Source organism: Sphingomonas leidyi (assembly GCF_011761945.1).
Lineage (GTDB): Bacteria > Pseudomonadota > Alphaproteobacteria > Sphingomonadales > Sphingomonadaceae > Sphingomonas > Sphingomonas leidyi.
This window is the reverse complement of record NZ_JAASQV010000002.1, coordinates 1,098,594-1,114,603: the sequence shown is the minus strand read 5'-3', so window position 1 is coordinate 1,114,603 and position 16,010 is coordinate 1,098,594. Positions and strand designations below refer to the sequence as shown.

Genomic DNA, 16,010 nt, shown 5'->3' with positions numbered 1-16,010 from the left:
GCCCGGGGCGCCGCGCTCCTGATGGCAAGCAAGTCCGAAGTGCTGGGGAGCCGGACTGCTCGCCTTTCCGATCTGGTCGCCGCGATCGCCGCCTTGCCGCGCTGGTCGATCCTGCTGCTCGCCGCCGTGGCGGTGCGCGCGATCACCTTCGGCAATCCCGTCGTCCATATCGATGAGGAATTCTACCTCGTTACCGCCCAGCAGATGCTGCACGGCGCCGTTCCCTTTGTCGATGTCTGGGACCGCAAGCCCGTGGGGCTGTTCCTGATCTACCTGCTGCCCGCCGCCTTCGGGGTCCCGGCGGGCATCTGGATCTACCAGATGATGGCGCTGGCCGCGGTGGTGGGCACCGCGCTGCTGATCTGGCGGCTCGCCGACAAGGCCGGCTGGAGTCGCGGCGGCCTCCCCGCCGCGCTCCTCTATCTGTTCATGCTCAATTTCGCCGACGGCCAGGGCGGGCAGGCGCCGGTCTTCTACAACCTGCTGACGGCATGGGCGGTGCTGCTGATCGTGCCGCAACCGGACGATGCGAGCGACGACCGCCGGCGCATCCATCGCGCCACCGCGGCGATGCTGATCATCGGCCTGGCGATGCAGGTCAAATATTCGGTGGTCTTCGAGGCGATATTCCTCGGCCTGTGGCTGATGTGGACCGAGGCGCGCCTGGGGACCAGCGCGGCGCATGTGCTGCGCCGCGGCGCGCTCTGGGCGGCGGCGGTGTGGCTGCCCACGCTCGCCACCTGGGCGGCGTTCATCCTGCTCGGCCATGGCGACCCCTGGTTCTATGCCAATTTCGGCTCGATCCTGGCGCGGCAGAGCGATCCGCCGATGGTGCTGATTCGCAACTTCCTGGAAGTCGCGCTGATGCTGGCCCCGCTGCTGATCGTCTCCGGGCTCTCGCGCCATGTGCCCGTGGGCGCGCGCAGCGAGCATCCGGTGCGGGCATTGCTCTTCGGCTGGCTGATCGCCGCGGTGATCGGGCTGCTGGTGTTCGGTACCTGGTTCAATCACTATGCGCTACCGGTCCTGTTGCCCGCGAGCCTGTGCTGCGCCGGCTATCTGGGCGGCACCGAGACCGGCCGCAAATGGGTGGCGCCGCTGCTGCTGCTCGTGGCTGCCATCGGCGGCGAAGCCAGGCTGGTCAGCGTGAAATTGCATCGCGGCAATGCCGCGCAGCTTCAGGCGCTGGCCGACGGCATCGGCCATGGCCCGGGCTGCATGTACCTCTATTCGGGCAATCCGATCCTCTACGGCTATACTGGGCGCTGCACCGTGTCGCCCTGGGTCTTTCCGAGCCACCTTTCGCGCGAGCGCGAGAATGGCGCGCTGGGCGTCGACCAGCTCCAGGAGATCGACCGCATCTTCACCCAGCGGCCGGAGATCGTGGTGATGCGCCCCGTCTATTTCGGCGAGCGCATGGCGTCGCACCAGCTCGCGGTGAAGCGGATGGAGGAGCTCGGCTATCGCCTGCGCGGCCGCTGGCCGCTCGGCGACCTCAATATCTCGGTCTACGCGCTGCCGGCGCCGCGCGCGCCGGCGCCGCCGCGCCTCGCCTCCAGCAAGCCCTCGTAATAGGCCATCAGTTCGGCGGCGTGGTCGGCGTCGCTGCGCACCTTGCCCGCGGCGACGCGGGCGGCGTTGCGCAGGATGGCCTGCTCGCGGCCGAACATGCGCCGGATCGCGTCCGCCGCCGAATAGGCATCGCGCGCGCGATAGGTTTCGGCGAAGAGCGGATCGGCAAGCTCGGCGAAGCCGCCCTCGTCGGGCCCGATCAGCGGCAGGCCCGAGGCCAGCGCCTCGGAAGCGACGAGGCCGAAGGGCTCGGCATCGGAGCCGTGGATCAGCGCATCGCAGCTGGCCATGATCCGCGAGAAGCGCACCCGGTCATAGACCGGACGGAAGATCTTGATATGCGGGCTGCCGGCGATCCGGGCCTCGAGCTGGCGGCGCTGCGGGCCGTCGCCGATCAGCATCAGGCCGACGGGCAGGTCGTTCGCCGCAGCCTCCACTGCGTCGATCACCAGCGGCCAGCGCTTCTCCTTGTGATGCCGGCCCAGGCCCAGCAGCAGATGCCCTTCCGGCGGCAGGCCGAGCTGGGCGAGCAGCGCCACGCGCAGCTTCTCGTCGCGCAGGTCGGGCGAGAACCATTGCCGCTCGATCCCCAGCGGCATCGAGGCATGGACATGCATGCCGCGCCGGCGGAACCGCTTGGCCAGTGCCGGGCCGTTGGTGACGAACGCGTCGTAATGCCCGAGGAAGCGGCTCATGTACCGCGTGTACCAGGCAAAGGCTCGCTCGACCTGGATCGGCGTCGCCACGCTGTCGAGCCAGCGCTGCGGATAGGCGCCGATATTGTCGCCATGGGCGAAGAACACCTTCACCGCATCGCCCTGCCAGCGCGCCACCGTCCAGGCCGGGAGCCAGGGCGAGCTGGTCTCCACGATGTCGGGCTTCAGCGCGTCGAGCAGGTTCCACACCGGTTCGTCATGGACGAAGATGCCATAGTTGCGATCGAGGATCAGCGGCGGCGCCTTGACCCAGAAGATGCGGCCGCCGCCGGGCCGCTCCTCGACGCTCGATTCGAGCGCCGGCGCGATCACGGTCAGCTCATGGCCCATATCGGCCATGATCCCCATCTTGCGATCGAGATAGGTGCGCACGCCGCCACCGGTCGGCGAGTAGAACTCGTTGACGTCGACGATGCGCATCGCCTTGCCCCTCAGTCGTCCAGCGGCGCGAAGCCGCCCAGACCCCTGAGATATTGGGCCTTTATCGAGATCTGTCCACCGCCTGGGCCGACATTGACCAGCGCCTGGCGTACCTTGGGGCGGCTGCGGCCGAGCTTCTGGTTGCTCGGGAAGCCGGCGCCGTCCTCCCAGAAGTTGAACTTGTTCTTGCCGTCGCGATCGTGCGTGAACAGCACCGCCCAGGTGCCCGGGCCCGGCGCGCGGATGCACAGGCGGACGGGCCCCGAAGCCGGCGTCTGCGCCCAGATGCGGCGGAACGGCTTGTTCTCGCGCTTCAGCGACGTGTCGTCGCGCAGGAAATCCTCCTCGTTCGGCGGATAGATCTCCAGCTTGAGCCGGCCGGTGCGGTCCTTGAGGCCGGTGACGTTGACGTAGAGCGGCACGCCGGCCCGCGTCGCGCAATTGCCGTCGACCGGATCGGGCTGCGCGGCGGCCACGGCGGCAGGCGCCGCGGCGAGGGCGAGCGCGGTCGCGGCGCCGGCGGCCAGCGAGGCGATCGGGAGGCGGATCATGGCTGCTTGTTCCTCGTGAGCAGGGCCTGCACGCTGAAGCCTCCGATCAAGGTGACATGGACGAGAAGGGTGAGGCCGGCGATCAGCGCCATCAGCTCGGACATGGCCGAGCCCTGGCCGATCACCACCCCGGTGATCGCGGCAAAGGCGGCCTCCTTGCTCGGCACCAGCGGCAGGCGCCAGACGAGCAGGCGGCCGGCCGCCATCATCAGCCACACGCCGATCGAGACGTTCGGCATCGCCAGGTGCCAGGCGATCGCAACGAGCAGCGAGCCGGTGACGATGCGCGCGCAGTGCACCAGGAACACCCACCACAGCTCGCGGCGGGGCAGCGAGAACACGCGCTTGGAGAAGAGCAGGAACGGCACCGACATCAGCAGCAGCACCACCACCGAGCCGAGCACCGCGCCCTTCCATTGCGGCGGCACCAGGCCCAGATAGAGCGGCAGGCCGACGACCATCATGATCAGCGTGATCGCGTTGCCGGCGATGGCCGACAGGATCATCACGTCCTTCACCGCACCGAACGGCGCCGCGACCATCTGGGTGCGCTGGCGCGCCCAGGCGTAGAAATAGGCCTCGCCCGAATAGCCGAACAGCACTTCGTTCGAGATGCGCTTCTTGTGGAGCGCGGCGAGCCCGGCGAGCGGGATCTGCCACAACCGCTTGAAGATCACATAGTCGAAGGTCGGCGGGCCGACATAATAGAGGGCGAAGACCAGGTAGAAGAGCGGGTTGGTGGGCAGGCTGCGATAGAGGCCCTGCAGGCCCGAGCCGAACAGCTCGCGGCCGAGCGCCACGATCATGAGCAGCGTCAGCGCGCCACCGAGAATCGCCGGCCAGCGGCGCCTGATCTTTTCGACGGGTTCGAGACCCGCAAGGTCGGGCGCGCCCGGGAGGGGGACGGCCTCGACAACGCTCGTGTTCAACGAAGCCTCCAGACTTGGTTCGTTCACCGATTCACATTCCGCCGCCCAAAACGGCCGTTTCCAGCACTTTATCCGCGTCTTGCGGCGTACAGCCCCCCAGTTTACGCCAACACGAAAATGGCTGGTGGCAGCAGATTGCGGTTTATTGCGGGGGCGATTTGGGCTTAAGAGTGGCAATCCGCAAGACCTATGTTGCACCGCACCCAATCCAAAACCGCACAACACATCCTCACCTATGCCCAGCAATTGCAGGGCGGCGGTGTGGAACGCGCGATGCTGCGCATGGCCGCGGGATGGCACGCGGCAGGGCGCCGGGTGACGCTGGTGCTGGGCAGCAGCGAAGGGCCGCTGGCCGCGGAAATCCCCGGCGGGATCGAACTGATCGAACTGGGCGACGGGCGGCACCAGGCCCTGTTCCGGCTCGCGGACGAAGTCCGGCGGGCACGGCCGGACCTGCTGTTCTGCCCGGGCAACCGCTATACCGGAGTCACTGCGCTCGCCCGGCTGCGGCTGGGCGCCGCCGCGCCGCCGATCGTGGGCAAGGTCTCCAACGCGCTGGTGCGCCCCGAGCTCTCGCGGGGCGCGGCATGGCGCTATCGGCGCTGGCTGCGGCTGCATCCGCGCTTTCTCGATCATGTCGTGGCGATGACCCCGGCAATGGCGACCGAGGCGATGGCCGAGATGGGGATGCCGTCCGAGCGCGTAGGGGTGATCGCCAATCCGCCCGCCCGGCCGATCGCGGGCGCCGCGCCGGTTGCGCTGCCCGCGGGCCGCTATCTGATCGGCGTCGGGCGGCTGGAGCCGCAGAAGCGCTGGGACCGGCTGCTCGCCGCCCTGCCCCGGCTGGCCGACAAGCAGGTGAAGCTGCTGCTGCTCGGCGAAGGCGGCGCGCGCGGCGCCCTCGACGCGCAGATCGCGGCGCTGGGACTGGGCGACCGGGTGGTCATGCCCGGCCATGCCGGCGATCCGCTGCCTGCCCTCAAGGGTGCGGCGGTGGCGGTGCTGACGTCGGACTATGAAGGCGTGCCCGGCGTGCTGCGCGAGGCGCTTTCGGTGGGCACCCCGGTGGTATCGACCGAATCGAGCGTCGCGGTGCGCGAGATCGTCCATGCGCCGGAACTGGGCACGGTGATCGCCCGCGAGGATGGCGATGCGCTGGTCGCCGCCCTCGATCGCTGGCTGGGGCCGGACGCGGTACGGCCCACACCGGTGATGGCGACGGGCGATTCGATCGCGGACTATCTGGCATTGTTCGACCGCGTGGTGGACAGCCACCGGCAATGACGGGGATCAGCGCAGCCGCAACCGCACGCCCAGCCACAGGGTGCGCGGCAGCGCGCGCTCGATCGCGCCCGGGCCGCTGATCCCGGCCTGCACCTCGGCATCGAAGATATTCTCCGCCCGCGCCTGGAGCGCGAAATCGTGCGCGAGCGGCAGCGTGGCGGCGGCATCGAGCGTGAAGGCGCCCTTCAGCGTGCGGCGGTTCTGGTCGTCCTCGAACTGCGGCCCCGCATAGCGGGCGGTGAGCGACGCCCCGGCCTCGCCCCGCGCCCAGCCGAGCGTCGCGCTCGCCTGGTGCCGCGCGGTCTGGGCCGGGCGCATGCCATCGAGCGAAGCCGCGACGCCCGATGCGGCCACGCGCGAATCGGTGAAGGCATAGGATGCGGCCAGGCTGAAGGCGCCGGCCACCCAGCGCCCGTCGAGCTCCACCCCCCTGGCGGTGACTGCATCGAGGTTCCGGCGTTGGCGATAGAAGCCCGCCGCGGAGACGAAGCCCACGCCGGGAAAGCTGCCCGGCCCCTGCGCCAGCGTGACGTTAGCGATCGCGCCGTCGAGGCGGTTCCAATAGCCGGTGGCACGGATGGTCAGTGCCGCGACGGGGCGCCAGTCCACCCCGATCTCCGCCCCGACCAGCCGCTCGGGAGCGAGCGCGGCATTGGCGGCGGTGGCGTCGGCACCCGCGCGGAAGGGGCGGTAGAGCTCGTTGAGCGTCGGCAGGCGCCAGCCCCGATATGCGGCCGTGCGCAGCGTCACGGCGCCCAGCCGATAGGCGGCGCCCGCGCGGCCGGTGGCTTCCCAGCCCCGGCGATCGGGGAAGCGGCTGCTCGCGATCACCGGGCCGGGCGCGAGCGACGTCTCGAGCAGCGTACCGTCGGCGATGTCCCAATGATCGAGGCGCCCGCCCAGGCTGAGCGTGAGCGGCCCGCTTTCGTAGCTGGCATCGGCGAAACCGCCGACGGTCAGGCTCTCGCCTCCCGCGACGCGGCGGCGAGTCGGGCGGCCGGCGACATAGGTATAGAGTTCCTCGGTCCGGCCCGAGACGCGGCGCAGGTCCGCACCGAGGCGAAGCGTCACGCCCCCGCCGACGGGCGGGGCGACCTCCAGCCGCGCGCCCAGGCCGGTGGCGGGCACGGCATATTGGTCGAGCGCCGGCGTGACGGCGGTACGCGCATCGTTGACCGCCGCGAAGCCCGAGGCGAAATCGCGTGCCTGGAGCCAGGCAAGCGCCGACCAGCCCCAGGCGCCGCGCCCCACGAGGCGAAGGCTGGCATCGGCGCCTTCGCTCTTCGCCCGCGTGAAATCCATGCCGCGGTCGCGGCGGTCGGTGAAGGCCGAGAGATTGGCCTGGAGCTCGGTATCGGCGCCGATGCCGGTGACGGCGCGCAGGGCGATGGCGGCCTGTTCATAGGGCGCCGGCCGGTCGACCGGCCCGCGATCCGCCGCGACGATCGGCGTGAAGCCGTCGCCGCGCGCATATTGCCCGGCAATGGTGGCGAAGCCGCGCCCGAGCTCGACCGCGCCGACGCCCGAGAGATCGAGGCTGTCGCGGCTGCCGCCGAGCGCGTCGAGCGAAAGCCGGCCAAGCTGCGACGGGCTGCCACTCTCCAGCTCGATCGTGCCGGCGAGCGCACCCGGCCCGGCATAGCCGCTGCCCCCGCCCCGCACGATTCGCGCACCGGCAAGGCGCACGGGAAGATAGGCGGGAAAGGCGATCCAGCCGCCGAAGGGATCGGCCTGGGGCACGCCGTCGAGCAGCAGCAGCGCGCGGCTCGACGCATTGCCGCCCAGGCCCCGCAGCGTGACTCCCTGCGAAGTCGGATGGGCCGAGCGCGAATCGGAGCGGCGGAACTGGGCGAGGCCGGCGGCATCGCGCAGCGCATCCTCCAGCCGGCCGCTGGCGGTGCCGGCGATGCGGTCGCGCGCGATCGTCACCACGTCATAGGCGGCATCGCCCGGCGGCGCCGCAAGCCCGCGGCCGGTGACGACGATCGCGTCGGGCTCCTGTTCCTGCGCCAGAGCGGGGGCGGCGAGCAGCAGGCCCGCCGCCAGCCCGGCGGCCCTCACTTGGGCGCCACCGCGTCGGGATGGGCGGCGGCGAAGGCGGGCAGCGCGGTGGCGGCGGCGTCGATCGCGACCAGCCGGGGGAAGGCGTCGAGCGGCGTCTCGAAGCGCCGGGCATTGTACATCTGGGGCACCAGGCAGAGATCGGCGATCCCCGGCGCATCGCCGCCGAGGAAGCGCCCGCCCCCCGCCATCGCTTCCAGCGCGGCGAAGCCCTCGGCGATCCAGTGGCGGGTCCAGGCGTTCCGCTCCTCCTCGTCCACGCCCATCGCCTTCAGGCGCCGCATCACGCGCAGATTGTTGAGCGGATGCGTGTCCGCCGCGATGACGAGCGCCCGGGCCATCGCCCCGGCGCGGGCATCGGGATCGGCGGGGATCAGCCGCGGCTCGGGATGGCGCGCATCGAGCCATTCGATGATCGCCAGGCTCTGGGTGATCACCTTGCCATCGACTTCCAGCGCGGGGACGAAGCCCTGGGGGTTGCGGGCGAGATGCTCCGGCGAGCGCTGCTGGTCCTCGAGCAGCATGACGTCGCGCCGCGCATAGGCCAGGCCCTTCAGGTTCAGCGCGATGCGGACGCGATAGGCGGCCGAGGAGCGGAAATAGTCGTGGAGGATCATGGTGCACCCACCGGCGGATCGAGCGGCGTGGCCGCCTCTTCCTCATAGCCCCGGCGCAGGCGGACGCGCCATTTGAGTCGCGGGCTCTCCTCCTCGGCGGCGCGGGCGGCGCGCTCCGCCTCGCTCTCCAGCGCGACCTTGATCATCGCCACGATCGGATCGGCCAGCGCCAGGCCGAGCACGCCGAACAGCGTGCTGGCGAGGATCTGCGACGAGAGGGTGAGCGCCGGCGGCATGTCTACCGTGCGCCGCGCGACCATCGGGATCACCACATAGCCGTCGAAATTCTGCACGCCGAAATAGATGATGATCGCCCAGATGCCGGTCTCGGTGCCGGCGCTGAAGCCCACCGAGATCATCATCACGCCGGAGATGAAGGCACCGATATTGGGGATGAAGGCGAGCACGCCGGTGATGATCCCGAGCAGCAGCGCCATCGGCACGCCGGCCAGCCACAGGAAGAAGGCGGTGACCACGCCTTCGAAGAGCATGCCGAACAGGCGCCCGGCAAGCAGCCGCCGCATCGTCGTCGCCATGCGGCTGATGGTGAGCGCGAACGAATCGCGTGCGTCCCTCGGCACCATCCATTGCAGGCCGCGCTCGTAGATGCGCGGCTCCAGCGCCACGAACAGGCCGATGACCACGATCATCAGCAGCGACGAGACCGCGCCGAACACCGAGCCCACCGCCGAAGTGAGCCGCCCGACGCTGCCCAGCGCCTGCTGGGCGAGGCCGGTGAGATCGGAGCGGCCCGGCATCAGGCCCAGATCGGCCACCCATTGGGCGACCTTGTTCGCCTGCACTTCCAGCGTGGTGCGCAGCTGTTCCGCCTGGGCGGCGATCTGGACGCCGGTCAGGTAGAAGATGCCGGCGAAGAAGGCGATCACCAGCAGGACGACGATCACGATCCGCAGCGCGCGCGGGATCGGCAGGATGCGGCCGAGCAGCCGCGCGCCGCCATCCAGCATCGATGCGAAGACCAGCCCGCCGAAGATGATCAGGATCGGCTGGATCAGCAGCACGAACAGGGCGACCGCGATACCGAGGCCGAACCAGACGCTCGCCTTCTTCAGTTCGGCGCGGACCAGCGGGTCGCGCAGTTCGTTGGGCCCCGGCTCCTGGACGACATGGACGTGCGGGGAGGCTAGCGGATCGCTCATCATTGACTGTCCCGTTGCGGGTGAAGCGAGGTGCCGGCGCGGCCGGGGCGGAAGGATCGGGGCCAGGTCAGCGGATTCCAGCTGGCGCTGCCGTCGAGGCTGAAGGTGATGAACTCGGCGCGGCCGCCGATATTCTCCCACGGCACCGGGCCGCCCAGCCCGCCCTGCGCGAGCGGGAAGCGGCTGTCGGCCGAATTGTCGCGATTGTCGCCCATCAGGAACACCTTGTCCCGGGGCACGCGGATCTCGGGATAATTGTCCGCGCGGCCGGGACGGAAGCCAAGGTCGACCGTGTCGTAGGAGCGGCCGTTGGGCAGCGTCTCGCGGAAGATCGGCAGGCGGCAATATTGCCGGCCGGCCCGCGTGACGAGGAAGCCGGGATATTGGTCCTCGCTGCAGCGCGTATTGGGATCGACGGGAATGTAGCGATCGCCCATCGCGCGACGCGGGACCGCCTTGCCGTTCAGATAGACGATACCGCCCCTGACGGCGATCGTGTCGCCGGGCAGGCCGATCACGCGCTTGATATAGTCGGTGTTGGTGCCGGGCGGCGTGACGATCACCACGTCGCCGCGCTCGGGCAGCCTGCCCAGGATACGGCCGTGCATGAAGGGCAGCACATGGAAGGTCGGCGTCACCCAGCTATAGCCATAGGGATATTTGGTCACCACCAGCCGATCGCCGACGAGCAGGCCGGGCAGCATCGATTCGCTGGGGATGAAGAAGGGCTTGGCGATCAGGCTGTGAAAGCCGAGCACCGCGAGCACCAGCCACAGGATGCCGCGCGCTTCCGCCCACCAGTCGGTGCGCGTCCGGGCTTCGGCCTCTTCCTCGAACGCTTCGTGACTCAACGCGAGCTCGTCCGCCCCCATCAATCTTCCTTCACCGCCTCGATCATGACCATGGCGAACGCCCAGGGATGATCGTCCGTCAGCGTCAGATGCACCTTGGCGACGTGACCCGCGGGGGTGATGGCGTCAAGCCTCGCCTTCGCGCCTCCGGTCAATGCCAGCGCAGGCGCGCCGGAGGGCGCGTTGACGACACCGATGTCCTTCATGAACACGCCCGCCTTGAACCCGGTTCCCACGGCCTTGGAGAAAGCCTCCTTCGCGGCGAAGCGCTTGGCGAGCGTGGCGGCATAGTTGTGCGGGCGGGTCTTCGCCTTGGCGATCTCCAGATCGGTGAAGCTGCGCTGCTCGAAACGTGTGCCGAAACGGTCCAGCGACTTCCGGATCCGCTCGATATTGCAGAGGTCGGAGCCCAGGCCGAGGATCATGACGGCGCAACCCTCACCGCGCCGCGTCCATCAGCGCGCGCATCCGCCGAATCACCGGAACGAGGCCGTCGAAGATCGCCTCGCCGATCAGGAAATGGCCGATGTTCAGCTCCATGACCTGCGGGATCGCCGCGATCGGGATCACATTGTCGAAGGTCAGGCCGTGGCCGGCATGCGGCTCGATCCCCGCCTTGGCGGCGAGGGCGGCGGCATCGGCGATTCGGCGCAGCTCGGCGGCGCGATCCGTCTCGGCCAGCTCGCAATAGCGGCCGGTGTGGAATTCGACGACCGGCGCGCCCAGCCGCAGCGCCGCGTCGATCTGGCGCGCGTCGGGCTCGATGAACAGCGACACGCGACTGCCATTCTCGCGCAGCCTCGCCACCATCGGTGCGAGATGGTCGAAATGCCCCGCGACATCCAGCCCGCCCTCGGTGGTGCGCTCCTCGCGCTTCTCGGGGACGATGCACACCGCATGCGGGCGATGGCGCAGCGCGATCGCGAGCATCTCGCCGGTCGCCGCCATCTCGAGGTTGAGCGGCACCGTCAGCTCGGCGGAGAGCCGGGCGATGTCGTCGTCGGTGATGTGCCGGCGATCCTCGCGCAGATGCGCAGTGATGCCGTCCGCGCCGGCCTCGGCCGCGAGCAGGGCCGCGCGCACCGGATCGGGATAACCCGAGCCGCGCGCATTGCGCACGGTGGCGACGTGATCGATATTGACGCCCAGGCGGAGCTTTCCGTTCACCCTCGGCGCCTCCCTATGCCGTGATCGCCCGGCTGCCGGGCTTGATCGCGGGAATCGCCGCGAGTTCGGGGGGCAGCTGGTCCGCCGGATAGGCGGGCACGTCCATCTTGAGCAGCGAGACGAGCGGCACGCCGACGTCTGCGCTGCCGTTCGAACGGTCGACAATGCAGGCGGCGCCGAGCAGCACGCCCGGATGCTTGCGGATCGCGGCGATGCACTCGCGCGACGAAAGCCCGGTGGTGACGATGTCCTCGACCATCACGATCCGGGCGCCTTCGGGAATCTCGAAGCCGCGGCGCAGCTGGAATTCGCCGTCCTCGCGCTCGACGAACACCGCCCTGCAGCCCAGCGCCCGGGCCGTCTCATAGCCCGGGATGATTCCGCCGATCGCCGGCGAGACGACCATGTCGACCTGTCCGAACGATTCGCGGATCAGCTTTCCTAGTGCACCGCACACACGCCCGGTGCGAACGGGGTCCTCGAAAATACGCATCTTTTGCAAGAAGATGGGTGAACGAAGGCCCGAGGAAAGAATGAAATGGCCCTCGAGCAACGCACCTGCAGCACGAAACTCGTCCAGAATTGCGTTGCCTTCCAATGCTCGCTCCATCGCCACCGGGATTGTCGATTTCCCTTAGGACCACCCTCCAACGACCGCAACGGGCGATCAAAAAGGGTTGAGAATGGATGCGTGGCTCGTATACGCCAGTTGCACTGGGGGTAATCCTTTCCCAGCCCGGGGCTCTTGCGGAACAGGGTGAAGATAGACGATGCGCATGCTTGGGTTGACTTCGATCCTCCTGGCGGCGGGGATGGCGTTCGCCACGCCCGCCTCGGCCCAGGAGCCTGTTGCAAACACCGCGGCGCCGGTCGCGAACGCCGCCGCTCCGGCCGCGGCCGCCACGCCGGCAGTCGCCGATCCCACGCTCGATGCTTCGGGCAAGCCGTTGACCAAGGCGGCACCGGGCATCGGCCAGCCGACGGCCGACGCGATCACGCTCCAGCCGCAGGTGACCGCCACCGGCCGCGAGGCGCATGATTTCCACAACTACATCCTGCTGCCGCTGATCACCTTCATCTCGATCTTCGTGCTGATCCTGCTGGTGTGGGTGATCTTCCGCTATCGCCGCGCCGCCAATCCGGAGCCGAGCCGCACCGCGCACAACACCGCGATCGAGATCATCTGGACGCTGGTGCCGGTGCTGATCCTGGTCGCCATCGCGGTGCCGTCGATCAAGCTGCTCGCCGCGCAGTTCAAGCCCGCGCCCAAGGATGCGATCACCTTGAAGGCGATCGGCAACCAGTGGTTCTGGAGCTATGAATATCCGGACAATGGCGGCATCCAGCTGACCGCCAACATGCTCAAGGAGCAGAGCCAGGTCCCGGCCGGCACGCGCTACCGCACCGATGCCGACGGCCCGCGCCTGCTCGCGACCGACCAGCGCGTCGTGCTGCCGGTCGGCGTGCCGATCCGCCTGATCACCACCGCGCAGGACGTGATCCACAGCTGGGCCGTCCCCGCCTTCTGGATCAAGCTCGACGCGGTGCCGGGCAAGCTCAACGAGACGAGCTTCACCATCGAGAAGCCGGGCCTGTATTTCGGCCAGTGCTCCGAACTGTGCGGTGCGCGCCACGCGTACATGCCGATCGCGGTCGAGGCCGTGTCGCCGGCCGAGTTCGCCCAGTGGGTGAAGTCGAAGGGCGGCACCATGCCGGCCGAGGTCGCCGCTGCCGCGGCAGCGACGGCCGCGCAGAACGCCGCCGCGCCGGCCGCCGAGACCAATGCCGCCGCCGAACCGGCCGCCACCAACGAGACCGCGCCGGCCGCCAACGCCGCCGCCGGCAACACGACGGGCAAGTGAGACCATGACCGATATCGCCCTCCACGCGCATGACCATGCGCATGATCACCACGATGCCGATCACAAGCCGGGCTTCTTCGCCCGCTGGTTCATGTCGACGAACCACAAGGACATCGGCACGCTCTACCTGATCTTCGCGATCGTCGCCGGCATCATCGGCGGCGCGATCTCGGGCCTGATGCGCGTCGAGCTGATGGAGCCGGGCATCCAGTATCTGCCGACCTGGCTGAGCTACCTGCACGGCAACGAGACCAAGTTCGACGACGCCATGCACTTCTGGAACGTGCTGATCACCGCGCACGGCCTGATCATGGTGTTCTTCATGGTCATGCCCGCGATGATCGGCGGCTTCGGCAACTGGTTCGTCCCGATCATGATCGGTGCGCCGGACATGGCGTTCCCGCGCATGAACAACATCTCGTTCTGGCTGCTGATCCCGGCCTTCCTGCTGCTGCTAGCCTCGCCCTTCGCCGGCGTCGGTGCCGGCACCGGCTGGACGGTCTATGCTCCGCTCTCCACCTATGGCGAGCCGGGGCCGTCGGTCGACATGGCGATCCTGTCGCTCCACCTGGCGGGCGCCAGCTCGATCCTGGGCGCGATCAACTTCATCACCACGATCTTCAACATGCGCGCGCCGGGCATGACCCTGCACAAGATGCCGCTGTTCGTGTGGTCGGTGCTGATCACCGCCTTCCTGCTGCTGCTGGCGCTGCCGGTGCTCGCCGCCGCGATCACCATGCTGCTGACCGACCGCAACTTCGGCACCGCCTTCTACGACCCGCAATATGGCGGCGACCCGATCCTCTACCAGCACCTGTTCTGGTTCTTCGGACACCCCGAAGTGTACATCATGATCCTGCCGGGCTTCGGCATCGTCAGCCAGATCATCGCCACTTTCAGCCGCAAGCCGGTGTTCGGCTATCTCGGCATGGCCTATGCCATGGTCGCGATCGGCCTGGTCGGCTTCGTCGTGTGGGCGCACCACATGTTCACCACCGGCATGTCGGTGACGATCAAGATGTACTTCACCGCCGCCACCATGGTGATCGCGGTGCCGACGGGCGTGAAGATCTTCTCGTGGATCGCCACCATGTGGGGCGGCTCGATCAGCTTCAAGACCCCGATGGTCTGGGCGATCGGCTTCATCTTCATGTTCACCGTGGGCGGCGTGACCGGCGTCGTGCTCGCGAACGGTGGCGTCGACGACTATATGCAGGACACCTATTACGTCGTCGCGCACTTCCATTACGTGCTGTCGCTCGGCGCGGTGTTCTCGCTGTTCGCCGGCTTCTACTATTGGTTCCCGAAGATGAGCGGCCGCATGTACAGCGAGCTGCTCGGCCAGCTGCACTTCTGGATCTTCTTCATCGGCGTGAACATTCTGTTCTTCCCGATGCACTTCCTGGGCCTGCAGGGCATGCCGCGCCGCTATCCGGACTATCCGGATGCCTATGCGCTGTGGAACCATGTCGCCACCATGGGCTATTTCATCATGGCGCTCTCGATGGTGATCTTCTTCGTCAATGTGATCTGGGCGCTGGTCGCCGGCCGCAAGGCGGAGGGCAATCCCTGGGGCGAAGGCGCGACGACTCTCGAATGGACGCTGTCGAGCCCGCCGCCGTTCCACCAGTTCGAGACGCTGCCGGTCATCGAGGACGGGCATCACCACTGATGCTTGCGCCGACAGGCTGAAACGAGAAGCGCCCCGGGAGGAAACTTCCGGGGCGTTCTCGTTGGGCCGCCGCCGGGCCGTCCGGTTTCGTCGCGCCGGAAGCGATATTCGTCGCATGACATCCGCGGTTCATCGTGCAGAAAGATGCGCAGGCGGAACGAACGCCGGAACATTTTCAGGGAGACCCGGTGATGAAGTTCCTGCCCTGCGCCTTTGCGCTGCTGTTCGCCGCCATGCCCGCCGCCGAGGCGCAGACGGCACCGCCCGCCGCGCCCGAGGCGGTGATCCAGATGAAGCCGTGGCGCACCCGCTGGGCCATGGAAGCCGAGATCGCCGGCAAGAAGGGGCTGTACCTGCTCGACACCGGCGCCGGCATCACGCTCGTCTCGCGCGAGACGGCCACCCGGGCCGGCTGCGAGCCCTGGGGGCGCCTTACCGGCTACAACATGATGGGCAAGCGCTTCGACGGCCCCCATTGCGGCGAGAATATCGCGATCACGGTGGGCGGGATCGTCGCTGCCAGGCCGCCGATCACCGGGCTGATAAACATGGCGGCGGACAATCCGAAGAACGCCGCGCTGGACGGGATCATCGGGCTCAACCTGTTCGAGGGCCGCACGGTGACCTTCGACTTCGCGGCCGGCACGATGACGCTCGAATCCGAAGCGAGCCGGGCCGTGCGCGTCGCCGGCATGCGGCCGCTGCGCATCCGGCTGAAGCGCGAGATCGATGGCGGCGCGCTGGCGGTGATGGCCGCGGTGCCGAGCAAGAAGGGCAGCCTGTGGTTCGAGCTCGATTCGGGCAATGGCGGCACCGTGCTCGTCTCCAAGCCCATCGCCGAGCTGGTGGGGATGGACCCGAAGCAGGAAGGCAAGCAGCCGGCCGATTTCGAAGTGCTGGGCGATATCCGCGCGACCACCGCCGACGCCTTCACGCCGGACATGATCATGGACGGCAATCTCGGCATGCCGTTCCTGCGCAACTGGGTGGTGACGATCGACCTTGCCCGCGGCCTCGCCTGGATCGGCAAGCCGCCCGTGCCGCCCAAGGCGGCGATCCCGCTCGACGAAGCGGCGAAGCACTAAGCGCGACCGGCCGTCGCGGACGACGAGCCCCATCGGGCCGAGCCGAAGGGCTGAAACGCGAAG

General features: G+C 68.7%; 15 protein-coding genes. 5 read left to right on the top strand and 10 right to left on the bottom strand.

The annotated features are described in order from the left end of the window. The first annotated feature begins 21 nt into the window (after positions 1 to 21). On the top strand, positions 22 to 1,572 hold the full coding sequence (locus tag FHR20_RS15080) for an ArnT family glycosyltransferase (RefSeq protein WP_167300378.1): 1,551 nt from the start codon (positions 22 to 24) through the stop codon (positions 1,570 to 1,572). Here FHR20_RS15080 and FHR20_RS15075 read toward each other — a convergent pair. The 3 genes from FHR20_RS15075 to FHR20_RS15065 are packed head-to-tail and all read right to left on the bottom strand — an operon-like array spanning position 1,509 to position 4,188. Then, positions 1,509 to 2,708 (bottom strand): glycosyltransferase, encoded by a 1,200-nt coding sequence (locus FHR20_RS15075; RefSeq protein WP_167300377.1) that lies wholly within the window; start codon positions 2,706 to 2,708, stop codon positions 1,509 to 1,511. The two genes, FHR20_RS15080 and FHR20_RS15075, sit on opposite strands and share 64 nt — an antisense overlap. Positions 2,709 to 2,719: 11 nt before the next feature. Beyond that, the gene (locus FHR20_RS15070) at positions 2,720 to 3,259 is read right to left on the bottom strand and encodes a DUF2141 domain-containing protein (protein WP_167300376.1); all 540 of its coding nucleotides are present in this window, start codon (positions 3,257 to 3,259) and stop codon (positions 2,720 to 2,722) included. Beyond that, positions 3,256 to 4,188 carry a hypothetical protein gene (locus tag FHR20_RS15065; RefSeq protein WP_208413598.1) on the bottom strand — a complete coding sequence of 311 codons (933 nt, stop codon included), beginning with the start codon at positions 4,186 to 4,188 and terminating at the stop codon, positions 3,256 to 3,258. The genes FHR20_RS15070 and FHR20_RS15065 overlap by 4 nt, the downstream gene beginning before the upstream one ends. Positions 4,189 to 4,380: 192 nt before the next feature. On the opposite strand from FHR20_RS15065, the gene FHR20_RS15060 reads away from it, so the two are divergent. Then, a complete protein-coding gene (locus tag FHR20_RS15060; RefSeq protein WP_243857330.1) occupies positions 4,381 to 5,472 on the top strand; it encodes a glycosyltransferase in 1,092 nt (363 codons plus the stop codon). A 6-nt stretch (positions 5,473 to 5,478) separates the two neighbouring features. Here FHR20_RS15060 and FHR20_RS15055 read toward each other — a convergent pair whose 3' ends face one another. From FHR20_RS15055 to pyrE, 7 genes are read right to left on the bottom strand one after another with little or no spacing between them, the layout of a single operon-like run. Continuing rightward, complete coding sequence (locus tag FHR20_RS15055) at positions 5,479 to 7,533, bottom strand: TonB-dependent receptor domain-containing protein (RefSeq protein WP_167300374.1); 2,055 nt, start codon at positions 7,531 to 7,533, stop codon at positions 5,479 to 5,481. After that, positions 7,530 to 8,150, bottom strand: coding sequence for a maleylacetoacetate isomerase (maiA, locus tag FHR20_RS15050; protein WP_167300373.1), 621 nt, complete (start codon positions 8,148 to 8,150; stop codon positions 7,530 to 7,532). The genes FHR20_RS15055 and maiA overlap by 4 nt, the downstream gene beginning before the upstream one ends. Next, the gene (locus FHR20_RS15045; protein ID WP_167300372.1) at positions 8,147 to 9,313 is read right to left on the bottom strand and encodes an AI-2E family transporter; all 1,167 of its coding nucleotides are present in this window, start codon (positions 9,311 to 9,313) and stop codon (positions 8,147 to 8,149) included. The genes maiA and FHR20_RS15045 overlap by 4 nt, the downstream gene beginning before the upstream one ends. Beyond that, on the bottom strand, positions 9,310 to 10,182 hold the full coding sequence (gene lepB / locus FHR20_RS15040; protein WP_167300371.1) for a signal peptidase I: 873 nt from the start codon (positions 10,180 to 10,182) through the stop codon (positions 9,310 to 9,312). Before lepB ends, FHR20_RS15045 begins: the two co-directional genes overlap by 4 nt. After that, positions 10,182 to 10,586, bottom strand: a complete 405-nt coding sequence (gene acpS, locus FHR20_RS15035; protein ID WP_167300370.1) for a holo-ACP synthase — start codon at positions 10,584 to 10,586, stop codon at positions 10,182 to 10,184. The genes lepB and acpS overlap by 1 nt, the downstream gene beginning before the upstream one ends. A 13-nt stretch (positions 10,587 to 10,599) precedes the next feature. After that, entirely contained in the window at positions 10,600 to 11,328 is a 729-nt protein-coding gene (locus tag FHR20_RS15030) for a pyridoxine 5'-phosphate synthase (protein ID WP_167300369.1), read from the bottom strand. Between the two features lie 13 nt (positions 11,329 to 11,341). Further along, a complete protein-coding gene (pyrE, locus tag FHR20_RS15025; protein ID WP_208413674.1) occupies positions 11,342 to 11,938 on the bottom strand; it encodes an orotate phosphoribosyltransferase in 597 nt (198 codons plus the stop codon). A gap of 166 nt (positions 11,939 to 12,104) precedes the next feature. On the opposite strand from pyrE, the gene coxB reads away from it, so the two are divergent. The 3 genes from coxB to FHR20_RS15010 all read left to right on the top strand — a co-directional run bounded on the left by coxB (position 12,105) and on the right by FHR20_RS15010 (position 15,947). Beyond that, positions 12,105 to 13,190 (top strand): cytochrome c oxidase subunit II, encoded by a 1,086-nt coding sequence (gene coxB / locus FHR20_RS15020; protein WP_380925821.1) that lies wholly within the window; start codon positions 12,105 to 12,107, stop codon positions 13,188 to 13,190. A 4-nt stretch (positions 13,191 to 13,194) separates the two neighbouring features. Next, positions 13,195 to 14,862 carry a cytochrome c oxidase subunit I gene (gene ctaD / locus FHR20_RS15015; RefSeq protein WP_167300366.1) on the top strand — a complete coding sequence of 556 codons (1,668 nt, stop codon included), beginning with the start codon at positions 13,195 to 13,197 and terminating at the stop codon, positions 14,860 to 14,862. Positions 14,863 to 15,053: 191 nt separating this feature from the next. Next, entirely contained in the window at positions 15,054 to 15,947 is an 894-nt protein-coding gene (locus tag FHR20_RS15010) for an aspartyl protease family protein (RefSeq protein ID WP_167300365.1), read from the top strand. Positions 15,948 to 16,010: the final 63 nt, after the last annotated feature.